Genomic DNA, 13,606 nt, shown 5'->3' with positions numbered 1-13,606 from the left:
TGTTATCGAAGTTTCCAATACTGTTTGCAAAACTACTCCGACCATCATAATAAGGGGATTGGAACATGAATTATTCAGTAAGAAAATTCACTGCACTGCTGCTGGCACTGATCATGGTGCTCAGCGTTGCGCCATTGGATGCGGTTGCTTCGGTCTTTTCCACCTATGAAGCAAACGTTGTGGTTGATACGTCCAATTCGGCGCACCTCACAGAAAACTTCTTCACCCAAAGCGCCAAAACACCGGATGGAAATACAGCAGGTTCGGTGTTGGTCGGTACTCTTCGTGAAGATTCCCTGCTGAATGGCAGCACAGTGGAATTCAGCGAAGTGGCAGAGAAGCCTTCATTAAGGAAGGCTGTGGCGACAACATCGGGTAAGAGAGTTATTGCCAAATACAATATTACAGTCAAGAATCCTGACGGATCCGTATGGCAGCCCGATCAGAAATCCGGTGAAACGGTTGATGTACGGGTTACGTTAAATAATCCTGTCCAACTGAATCCGGGTGACAGATTATCACTTGTCCATGAGTCGGATGGACAGGAAGTGCCTGCAACTTTCTATAAAAATGCAAATGATGAGATGACTGGCTTCGACTTCGAAGCGAGAGGCTTCTCTGTTTATGCTGTTGTGGCGGAAGGCGTGGATGCACGGCTGGAAGTCAAATTCAACAGTAACGGTTCGGATATTGCTACAATATGGGTAAAAAAGAGCGATCTGGCGAATCAGACAGAATTTGAAAAGATCGTTTATGATCCGGGAACAGGAACGCTGCCTGCTGGAGTGATTTTCCTTGGATGGACTGACGAGCCGGATTACGAATTGCCGGACGAGGATTTTACTCCGATGACGATTGCAGATATCAGGACGGCTGTTACAGAGAAACTTAACAGTGGTGTTCATGATATTGAAGAAGCGACAAACGGAGATTCTGTAACTTATTATGCGGTTCTCGCCAAACAATATAGAATTAGTTATCTTGGTGACGGAGGCGTTTCTGTTGGCGAGGATGTGATTAATTTCCGTTATAATGCAGAAACGCCAAATCCTGAAGTTGAATATACGGTCAACATGACGTATACTCCCAAGGATAACGAACACGCCTTTATGGGATGGTTAGTGAGTGAAGGCGGAAACAATATAACGGGTCATACTGAAGAAAAAGTTTATGAGAACGAAACAATAATTACCATATCAGGCGATGTGACATTCGCTGTTGATGCACCGCAAGGTCATTGGCTTGTTTTCGATGAAAACGGCAAAGGTGCGACCTATTGCGCTCCGCAGTTTGTAAAATCCGGTGAAACAACACATCTACCTAGACCAGACGCTGAAATGGTTCGTAAGGGCTATAGATTTGGTGGTTGGTACGATACTAAGGAACATGCTGATGCACATGGCACAGATCCAACAATCACAACAGGACAATATGCGTTTGGCGGAGAACTGGATGACGGTGTTACGATTTATGCAAGCTGGATCAGCGAGACGACGGCTGTTTATACAGTTATTTTCTGGACACAGAATCAGGCTAGGACGGGATATGATGTGGCAGGTTCTGTGGTTGTGAGTGGCACGGTTGGTGCCAATATTCCGTATACATCTGTTGATAATATAGATGAAGATTATGCTACAGGTGCCGGCTTTGGAGAGAATGGCCACTATACAGGATTCTGTCTGACGGAAGGAAGTAAGGGTCAGACAGTGATGATCAGACCAGAAAATGATTCTGTTCTGAACCTGTATTATGATCGAATTCATTATAATTTTAGATTTTATGTATACAGAGATTCCAGAAGTGGACAAAATCGATATACATTTGCAGACAATTCTGGTAGCGGAAGAAGTCTTGATGATCTTGTTACCTGGAATCCGGCGGATAGAAATCATCCTACTGTTAATGGCTATACTATGGACAGCGAACGCGTGGGTAATTATGATTATTATTTCTTCACATTGTCAGCTTATTACGGAGAAGATATCAGCTCAAAATGGCCTAAATATGACCAAATTCAAGGAGTAGGAAGTCTTCAGCCCGTTAGTTTCGTTATGATGGTGGGAACGAAACTTAAACCAAATCCAACTAATGGAGGATCTGGTACGGTTAAGGGTATAATATCGGTTTTAAATGAGAATATTCTTGGTGCGACCAATCAAGCAAATGGCAACTATGTAATCATTCGTTTCCCTGCGCAAGGTTATAATAACTGGAGATATCATATCTGGTTTGAAACAGTAGAAGGAGTAGATTATACAGGAAAAACAACAAAAGAATACAATGGCAGAACGTATTATGAAGATAACATTATGGAGGTCCGCTCCAGTAACTTACAAGTTAACTCTCAGAACGAGCCCAAATATGATGGCTTTGATTTTGTTGGTAAAAGAGGTCAGAACTGGACCATAACAAACATTAATGATAATAGTGCGTGGACTACTACAGAAAATGGGACGACCTTGCATCATCTGAATTATCTTTATAACCGCCAGGTGTTCAAAATTAGTTATTTTGATGGTAATTATGTTGATGGTAATGGTAACACAATTCAGAACAGAGCAACTCATCTGCTGCACGAAAGTAGAGCGATTGGTCAGGGCGCAGATGTTACAGCTGATGAGTATGCAAAATATATACCGGAGCTTCCTGAAGGTGAACTGGGATTCATTTTCGAGGGATGGTATACTGATGAGGGTTGTACATCACCCTATACTTTTGCAAAAATGCCGATAGACGGTATCAAAGTCTATGCCAAATGGAGGCAGATCCAGTATCGTGTTTTCCTGCATTCCATGGTGCCAGCAAGTGATACAACACTTAACTGGGGTTCTGCAAACCAGAAGATGAACTTCCGTATTTCATATGGAGGAAAAATCAGTGCACCTTATGGCACCAGAACTGGTTATGAGTTTTCTGGTTGGTATACAAATCCCCAGTATAATGGTGTATTCAATGCGGAAAATTATGTATTGAATGAGCAAACTGTTTCTACTCCATACGATAAATCAGCTCATTTGACGGATCCTCATACAATCTATGATGGTTATGGAACAGAGACAAATGAAGATGATGACAGAGACTGGATTACAAAAGAATTTAACCTGTATGCCAAATGGAGTAAGATTCTGATTGGCGCAACCGGTATTGGTGTGAAATACGATGAGGGAGAAGGATCAAATCCTCCCAGCGATACTAATCTATATGTAGATCAGGCTAAGGCGGTTGCCCAGTCGGCATCGACGGCGCCTGATGGAAAAGTATTTGCATATTGGGTTGTTCAGAAGTGGAATGGAACTGAATATACGGATACAGATGTACATGTATACCCTGGCGCCCAATTCATAGTCAATGCTGATGACGCAAAGGTGACGCCGCATACAGATGATCCTACTAAGAACGATTATGTTGTTCAGCTGCGTGCGGAGTATGTTGATCCTATTGGTCCGCCGACAACTCATATCTGGTGGTTCAGGAATGATGGAACCGAGGCGTTCCGGAAAGATGATCCTATCCAGGTAAATAAGTCTGTAGCAATTGAAGGAGCACTAACACGTTCCGGCTACAGGTTTATCGGCTGGGCGAAGGTTCAGCAGAATGGAGATACTCCTGCAACAACAACTGACGCGGGTCCGTACCTGTACTATGGAGATGACGGTGCATTCCATCTTGGTAGCAAGACGGGAACTAAAGTCAGCAAGGTGGCTGCAGATGAACGCACACCTTATGACAACATGTATGCGGTCTGGATTCCGGAACTGAAGATCAGAATTACAGGCAACACCGATACAAAGGAATACAATGGACAGGAACAGAGTGTAACCGGGTACACAGTTGAATACAGCGTTGGTGGAGGAGCGTATAGTACGACGGCTCCCAGCGGTGTTTCAGTAGCACTTGCAGAAGGTAAGACCGCTGAAGCCGCAGGTACTAATGTTAATACAAATCCTGGATACCTGATGGGCCTGAATTCTGAAAGCTTTACCATTTCGGTAAATGCAGAAAAATATGACTTTAATGCTACAGATGATCTGACAATAACAGACGGCTGGCTGAAGATCACACCCAAGAAGGTCACCATTACCGCGAAGGACGCGAGCAAGGAATACGACGGAACTGCGCTGACACAGCCTGAGTTCACTGTGAGCGGCCTGGCGGAAGGTGATACGCATACATTCACGGTCGTCATGACAGAAGACAGCACAATTACGGATGTCGGTACTCAGCCGAACGTGATTGCGACAGTGGATGGCGTAGCAGTAACAACCGGAACTGAAACTGCGGTAGGCAACTACCTGGTGACAACAGCTAACGGCACGCTGAAGATCACGCCGAAGAAGGTCACCATCACCGCGAAGGACGCGAGCAAGGAATACGACGGAACTGCGCTGACACAGCCTGAGTTTACTGTGAGCGGCCTGGCGGAAGGTGATACGCATACATTCACAGTCGTCATGACAGAAGACAGCACAATTACGGATGTCGGTACTCAGCCGAACGTGATTGCGACAGTGGATGGCGTAGCAGTAACAACCGGAACTGAAACTGCGGTAGGCAACTACCTGGTGACAACAGCTAACGGCACGCTGAAGATCACGCCGAAGAAGGTCACCATCACCGCGAAGGACGCGAGCAAGGAATACGACGGAACTGCGCTGACACAGCCTGAGTTTACTGTGAGCGGCCTGGCGGAAGGTGATACGCATACATTCACGGTCGTCATGACAGACGACAGCACAATTACGGATGTCGGTACTCAGCCGAACGTGATTGCGACAGTGGATGGCGTAGCAGTAACAACCGGAACTGAAACTGCGGTAGGCAACTACCTGGTGACAACAGCTAACGGCACGCTGAAGATCACGCCGAAGAAGGTCACCATCACCGCGAAGGACGCGAGCAAGGAATACGACGGAACTGCGCTGACACAGCCTGAGTTCACTGTGAGCGGCCTGGCGGAAGGTGATACGCATACATTCACAGTCGTCATGACAGAAGACAGCACAATTACGGATGTCGGTACTCAGCCGAACGTGATTGCGACAGTGGATGGCGTAGCAGTAACAACCGGAACTGAAACTGCGGTAGGCAACTACCTGGTGACAACAGCTAACGGCACGTTGAAGATCACGCCGAAGAAGGTCACCATTACCGCGAAGGACGCGAGCAAGGAATACGACGGAACTGCGCTGACACAGCCTGAGTTTACTGTGAGCGGCCTGGCGGAAGGTGATACGCATACATTCACAGTCGTCATGACAGACGACAGCACAATTACGGATGTCGGTACTCAGCCGAACGTGATTGCGACAGTGGATGGCGTAGCAGTAACAACCGGAACTGAAACTGCGGTAGGCAACTACCTGGTGACAACAGCTAACGGCACGCTGAAGATCACGCCGAAGAAGGTCACCATCACCGCGAAGGACGCGAGCAAGGAATACGACGGAACTGCGCTGACACAGCCTGAGTTCACTGTGAGCGGCCTGGCGGAAGGTGATACGCATACATTCACAGTCGTCATGACAGAAGACAGCACAATTACGGATGTCGGTACTCAGCCGAACGTGATTGCGACAGTGGATGGCGTAGCAGTAACAACCGGAACTGAAACTGCGGTAGGCAACTACCTGGTGACAACAGCTAACGGCACGCTGAAGATCACGCCGAAGAAGGTCACCATCACCGCGAAGGACGCGAGCAAGGAATACGACGGAACTGCGCTGACACAGCCTGAGTTCACTGTGAGCGGCCTGGCGGAAGGTGATACGCATACATTCACGGTCGTCATGACAGACGACAGCACAATTACGGATGTCGGTACTCAGCCGAACGTGATTGCGACAGTGGATGGCGTAGCAGTAACAACCGGAACTGAAACTGCGGTAGGCAACTACCTGGTGACAACAGCTAACGGCACGCTGAAGATCACACCGAAGAAGGTCACCATCACCGCGAAGGACGCGAGCAAGGAATACGACGGAACTGCGCTGACACAGCCTGAGTTTACTGTGAGCGGCTTGGCGGAAGGTGATACGCATACATTCACAGTCGTCATGACAGAAGACAGCACAATTACGGATGTCGGTACTCAGCCGAACGTGATTGCGACAGTGGATGGCGTAGCAGTAACAACCGGAACTGAAACTGCGGTAGGCAACTACCTGGTGACAACAGCTAACGGCACGTTGAAGATCACGCCGAAGAAGGTCACCATTACCGCGAAGGACGCGAGCAAGGAATACGACGGAACTGCGCTGACACAGCCTGAGTTTACTGTGAGCGGCCTGGCGGAAGGTGATACGCATACATTCACAGTCGTCATGACAGACGACAGCACAATTACGGATGTCGGTACTCAGCCGAACGTGATTGCGACAGTGGATGGCGTAGCAGTAACAACCGGAACTGAAACTGCGGTAGGCAACTACCTGGTGACAACAGCTAACGGCACGCTGAAGATCACGCCGAAGAAGGTCACCATCACCGCGAAGGACGCGAGCAAGGAATACGACGGAACTGCGCTGACACAGCCTGAGTTTACTGTGAGCGGCCTGGCGGAAGGTGATACGCATACATTCACGGTCGTCATGACAGACGACAGCACAATTACGGATGTCGGTACTCAGCCGAACGTGATTGCGACAGTGGATGGCGTAGCAGTAACAACCGGAACTGAAACTGCGGTAGGCAACTACCTGGTGACAACAGCTAACGGCACGCTGAAGATCACGCCGAAGAAGGTCACCATCACCGCGAAGGACGCGAGCAAGGAATACGACGGAACTGCGCTGACACAGCCTGAGTTCACTGTGAGCGGCCTGGCGGAAGGTGATACGCATACATTCACAGTCGTCATGACAGAAGACAGCACAATTACGGATGTCGGTACTCAGCCGAACGTGATTGCGACAGTGGATGGCGTAGCAGTAACAACCGGAACTGAAACTGCGGTAGGCAACTACCTGGTGACAACAGCTAACGGCACGTTGAAGATCACGCCGAAGAAGGTCACCATTACCGCGAAGGACGCGAGCAAGGAATACGACGGAACTGCGCTGACACAGCCTGAGTTTACTGTGAGCGGCCTGGCGGAAGGTGATACGCATACATTCACAGTCGTCATGACAGACGACAGCACAATTACGGATGTCGGTACTCAGCCGAACGTGATTGCGACAGTGGATGGCGTAGCAGTAACAACCGGAACTGAAACTGCGGTAGGCAACTACCTGGTGACAACAGCTAACGGCACGCTGAAGATCACGCCGAAGAAGGTCACCATCACCGCGAAGGACGCGAGCAAGGAATACGACGGAACTGCGCTGACACAGCCTGAGTTCACTGTGAGCGGCTTGGCGGAAGGTGATACGCATACATTCACAGTCGTCATGACAGAAGACAGCACAATTACGGATGTCGGTACTCAGCCGAACGTGATTGCGACAGTGGATGGCGTAGCAGTAACAACCGGAACTGAAACTGCGGTAGGCAACTACCTGGTGACAACAGCTAACGGCACGTTGAAGATCACGCCGAAGAAGGTCACCATTACCGCGAAGGACGCGAGCAAGGAATACGACGGAACTGCGCTGACACAGCCTGAGTTCACTGTGAGCGGCCTGGCGGAAGGTGATACGCATACATTCACGGTCGTCATGACAGACGACAGCACAATTACGGATGTCGGTACTCAGCCGAACGTGATTGCGACAGTGGATGGCGTAGCAGTAACAACCGGAACTGAAACTGCGGTAGGCAACTACCTGGTGACAACAGCTAACGGCACGCTGAAGATCACACCGAAGAAGGTCACCATCACCGCGAAGGACGCGAGCAAGGAATACGACGGAACTGCGCTGACACAGCCTGAGTTTACTGTGAGCGGCCTGGCGGAAGGTGATACGCATACATTCACAGTCGTCATGACAGACGACAGCACAATTACGGATGTCGGTACTCAGCCGAACGTGATTGCGACAGTGGATGGCGTAGCAGTAACAACCGGAACTGAAACTGCGGTAGGCAACTACCTGGTGACAACAGCTAACGGCACGCTGAAGATCACCCCGATTACCGACAAAGTCACGGTCACGATCACCGAGAACAGCGACGAAGTGACATACGACAGACAGCCGCATACGATCAAGGGGTACAAGAGTATTGTGGCTGATAACACGCTGTATGACGTGGCGACTTCTGTGACAGAAACCGAGACAACTGCCTGGACCGTGACGAAGACTGACGCGGGTACCTATGACATGGGTATCGTGGCGGGAGACTTCGAGAACACGAACACGAACTTCACGAATGTTGAGTTCAAGATCGTGGACGGCCAGCTGAAGATCAAGCCGATTACCGACAAAGTCATGGTCACGATCACCGAGAACAGCGACGAAGTGACATATGACGGACAGCCGCATACGATCAAGGGGTACAAGAGTATTGTGGCTGATAACACGCTGTATGACGTGGCGACTTCCGTGGCGGAAACCGAGACAACTGCCTGGACCGTGACGAAGACCGACGTTGGCACCTATGACATGGGTATCGTGGCGGGAGACTTCGAGAACACGAACACGAACTTCACGAATGTTGAGTTCAAGATCGTGGACGGCCAGCTGAAGATTAATCCTCCGGACAAGGTAACGGTCACGATCACCGAGAACAGCGACGAAGTGACATACGACGGACAGCCGCATACGATCAAGGGGTACAAGAGTATTGTGGCTGATAACACGCTGTACGACGTGGCGACATCCGTGGCGGAAACCGAGACAGCTGCCTGGACCGTGACGAAGACTGACGCGGGTACCTATGATATGGGTATCGTGGCGGGAGACTTCGAGAACACGAACACGAACTTCCCGAATGTTGAGTTCAAGATCGTGGACGGTCAGCTGAAGATCAAGCCGATTACCGACAAGGTCACGGTCACGATCACTGAGAACAGCGACGAAGTGACATATGACGGACAGCCGCATACGATCAAGGGGTACAAGAGTATTGTGGCTGATAACACGCTGTACGACGTGGCGACTTCTGTGGCGGAAACCGAGACAGCTGCCTGGACCGTGACGAAGACTGACGCGGGTACCTATGATATGGGTATCGTGGCGGGAGACTTCGAGAACACGAACACGAACTTCACGAATGTTGAGTTCAAGATCGTGGACGGCCAGCTGAAGATCAAGCCGATTACCGACAAAGTCACGGTCACGATCACCGAGAACAGCGACGAAGTGACATACGACGGACAGCCGCATACGATCAAGGGGTACAAGAGTATTGTGGCTGATAACACGCTGTACGACGTGGCGACATCCGTGGCGGAAACCGAGACAGCTGCCTGGACCGTGACGAAGACTGACGCGGGTACCTATGATATGGGTATCGTGGCGGGAGACTTCGAGAACACGAACACGAACTTCACGAATGTTGAGTTCAAGATCGTGGACGGCCAGCTGAAGATCAAGCCGATTACCGACAAAGTCACGGTCACGATCACCGAGAACAGCGACGAAGTGACATACGACGGACAGCCGCATACGATCAAGGGGTACAAGAGTATTGTGGCCGATAACACGCTGTACGACGTGGCGACTTCCGTGGCGGAAACCGAGACAGCTGCCTGGACCGTGACGAAGACTGACGCGGGTACCTATGATATGGGTATCGTGGCGGGAGACTTCGAGAACACGAACACGAACTTCACGAATGTTGAGTTCAAGATCGTGGACGGCCAGCTGAAGATCAAGCCGATTACCGACAAAGTCACGGTCACGATCACTGAGAACAGCGACGAAGTGACATACGACGGACAGCCGCATACGATCAAGGGGTACAAGAGTATTGTGGCTGATAACACGCTGTACGACGTGGCGACTTCCGTGGCGGAAACCGAGACAGCTGCCTGGACCGTGACGAAGACTGACGCGGGTACCTATGATATGGGTATCGTGGCGGGAGACTTCGAGAACACGAACACGAACTTCACGAATGTTGAGTTCAAGATCGTGGACGGCCAGCTGAAGATCAAGCCGATTACCGACAAAGTCACGGTCACGATCACCGAGAACAGCGACGAAGTGACATACGACGGACAGCCGCATACGATCAAGGGGTACAAGAGTATTGTGGCTGATAACACGCTGTACGACGTGGCGACTTCCGTGGCGGAAACCGAGACAGCTGCCTGGACCGTGACGAAGACTGACGCGGGTACCTATGATATGGGTATCGTGGCGGGAGACTTCGAGAACACGAACACGAACTTCACGAATGTTGAGTTCAAGATCGTGGACGGCCAGCTGAAGATCAAGCCGATTACCGACAAAGTCACGGTCACGATCACCGAGAACAGCGACGAAGTGACATACGACGGACAGCCGCATACGATCAAGGGGTACAAGAGTATTGTGGCTGATAACACGCTGTACGACGTGGCGACATCCGTGGCGGAAACCGAGACAGCTGCCTGGACCGTGACGAAGACTGACGCGGGTACCTATGATATGGGTATCGTGGCGGGAGACTTCGAGAACACGAACACGAACTTCACGAATGTTGAGTTCAAGATCGTGGACGGCCAGCTGAAGATCAAGCCGATTACCGACAAGTCACGGTCACGATCACCGAGAACAGCGACGAAGTGACATACGACGGACAGCCGCATACGATCAAGGGGTACAAGAGTATTGTGGCCGATAACACGCTGTACGACGTGGCGACTTCCGTGGCGGAAACCGAGACAGCTGCCTGGACCGTGACGAAGACTGACGCGGGTACCTATGATATGGGTATCGTGGCGGGAGACTTCGAGAACACGAACACGAACTTCACGAATGTTGAGTTCAAGATCGTGGACGGCCAGCTGAAGATCAAGCCGATTACCGACAAAGTCACGGTCACGATCACTGAGAACAGCGACGAAGTGACATACGACGGACAGCCGCATACGATCAAGGGGTACAAGAGTATTGTGGCTGATAACACGCTGTACGACGTGGCGACATCCGTGGCGGAAACCGAGACAGCTGCCTGGACCGTGACGAAGACCGACGCGGGTACCTATGACATGGGTATCGTGGCGGGAGACTTCGAGAACACGAACACGAACTTCACGAATGTTGAGTTCAAAATCGTGGATGGCCAGCTGAAGATAGCAAAACGTGCAGTTACCCTGACCAGCGGTAATGCTAAGAGATCTTATAACGGTGAAGCTCTGACGAACGCGGATGTTGATGGTAAGAATGCCAACGGCCTGACGGTTGAGACTGGCTGGGTGGATGGTGAAGGCGCGACCTACAGCTTCACCGGCAGCCAGACCCTGGTTGGAGAAAGCACGAATGCATTCACCGTTACGCTCAAGGAGAATACCAAGGCAGATAACTACGACATTACCAAGACGGAAGGTAAACTCATCGTGGATGATGAGAATGTGCCGGATGACCTGGTGGTGAAGAAGACTGCCGACGACACCGTGTACAAACTGGGTGAAGAAGTGACCTTCGATATCTGGGTTAAGAACATCTATGATGACATTGTGACGATCAAGCTGATCGAAATCGAAGGTGTGACCCTGGCTAAGGATACCTTCGAAGGTGTTGAACCCGGAGCAGAGATCACCACCACCGCAACCTACACCATTACGGAAGCCGATATCCTGGCAGGCAGCTTCACCAACACGGTGACGGCGAGGGTTGTGGAAAAAGAGTGGAGTGCCAACGCATCGGTTAAGGTTGAAGATCCGAATGGTCACCTGACAGTGATCAAGGAGACTACCAGCGAGACGCCGGAAGGTGGTTACAAGCTGGGTGAGACAGTCACCTACAAGATCACGGTAGTGAATGACGGCAACCTGACGATCACCGACATCACTGCGACAGATGAACGGACCGGAGACGAGTGGAAGATCGACAGCCTGGCACCTGGTGAAAGCAAGGAATACACCGCTTCCACCACAGTGACCGAAGGCGATATCCTCAGCGGCCACATCATCAACGATGCAACCGCAAAGGGTAAGAGCCCGGATCCGGATGAACCTGACGTACCGGTTGATCCCGGACATACAGATGATGATCCTGAAGATCCGAAGGGACATCTGACAGTGATCAAGGAGACCACCAGCGAGACGTCGGAAGACGGATACAAGCTGGGCGAAACACTTGACTACAAGATCACCGTTGTGAACGACGGCAACCTGACGATCACTGAAATCACCGTAACGGATGAACGGACCGGAGACGAGTGGAAGATCGACAGCCTGGCACCTGGTGAAAGCAAGGAATACACCGCTTCCACCACAGTGACCGAAGGCGATATCCTCAGCGGCCACATCATCAACGATGCAACCGCAAAGGGTAAGAGCCCGGATCCGGATGAACCTGACGTACCGGTTGATCCCGGACATACAGATGATGATCCTGAAGATCCGAAGGGACATCTGACAGTGATCAAGGAGACCACCAGCGAGACGCCGGAAGACGGATACAAGCTGGGCGAAACACTTGACTACAAGATCACCGTTGTGAACGACGGCAACCTGACGATCACTGAAATCACCGTAACGGATGAACGGACCGGTGACGAGTGGAAGATCGACAGCCTGGCACCTGGTGAAAGCAAGGAATACACCGCTTCCACCACAGTGACCGAAGGCGACATCCTCAGCGGCCACATCATCAACGAAGCGACTGCTAAGGGCAAGAGCCCGGATCCGGATGAGCCTGACGTGCCTGTAACACCGGGTAAGACGGATGATGATCCCGAAGATCCGAATGGACACCTGACGGTCAACAAAGAGACTACTTCCACGCCCAAGGATGAAAAGGGCTACGCAGAAGGCGAAGTGATCACCTACAAGATCACGGCCGTGAACGACGGTAACCTGACGATCACCAATATCAACGTGATTGATGATCTGACCGGAGACAAGTGGCCGGTTGAAAGCCTGGCGCCCGGTGCAACGAAGGAATTCGAAACCAGCTACACCGTAACCGCTGAAGACGCGGCAGCCGGTGAAGTGCTGAACGTGGCAACGGCTGAAGGCAAGAGCCCGGATCCGAAGAATCCCGACGTGCCTGTGACACCCGGTGAGGATCCCGAACCCACGATCGAAACCAAGGTAACCCTGATTATCCGCTACTGGATCGGCAGCAAGAACGGCGAGCTCATCAATACGATCAACCGGGTCGAAAAGGCCGGTACTGCATATGATGTTGCAACTCCGCCGATTGAGGGTTATACTGCTGATACAGAGAGAGTTAAGGGTGTCCTGGATAAGGACATGGAATACGACGTGGTTTACACTGCGGAAGAATACACGCTGACAATCCTGTATAAGTACCAGGACGGCACAGAAGCCGCCGCGACCTATACGGAAGTGCTCCACTTCGGAGACGAGTACAGCGTCGTATCTCCCACAATCAACACGTACTACACCAACACCAAGAAGGTGGAAGGCACAATGCCCGCAAGGGATGTGACCGTCACAGTTATCTACGTAAAGAACCCGGTGATCATCACGATTGACGACTTTGAGACGCCTTTGGGCATCGGTCTGGGCAGTATCAATGTCGGCGAAACCATCGAGTAAAAAAATCACCCG

Annotated in this window: 2 protein-coding genes; both read left to right on the top strand. The window is 50.9% G+C overall.

Annotation, left to right across the window (positions count from 1 at the left end; translation table 11 throughout):
• Positions 1 to 65: 65 nt before the first annotated feature.
• On the top strand, positions 66 to 10,652 hold the full coding sequence (locus tag JRC49_05800) for an InlB B-repeat-containing protein (GenBank protein ID QTE72329.1): 10,587 nt from the start codon (positions 66 to 68) through the stop codon (positions 10,650 to 10,652).
• A complete protein-coding gene (locus JRC49_05795; protein ID QTE72328.1) occupies positions 10,649 to 13,594 on the top strand; it encodes a hypothetical protein in 2,946 nt (981 codons plus the stop codon). Before JRC49_05800 ends, JRC49_05795 begins: the two co-directional genes overlap by 4 nt.
• Positions 13,595 to 13,606 lie beyond the last annotated feature (12 nt).

Source organism: Clostridiales bacterium FE2011, assembly GCA_017569305.1.
In the GTDB taxonomy this organism is placed as follows: domain Bacteria; phylum Bacillota; class Clostridia; order Christensenellales; family Aristaeellaceae; genus Aristaeella.
Note: the sequence above shows the minus strand (reverse complement) of the source record. Positions and strands in the feature narration are given on the sequence as shown.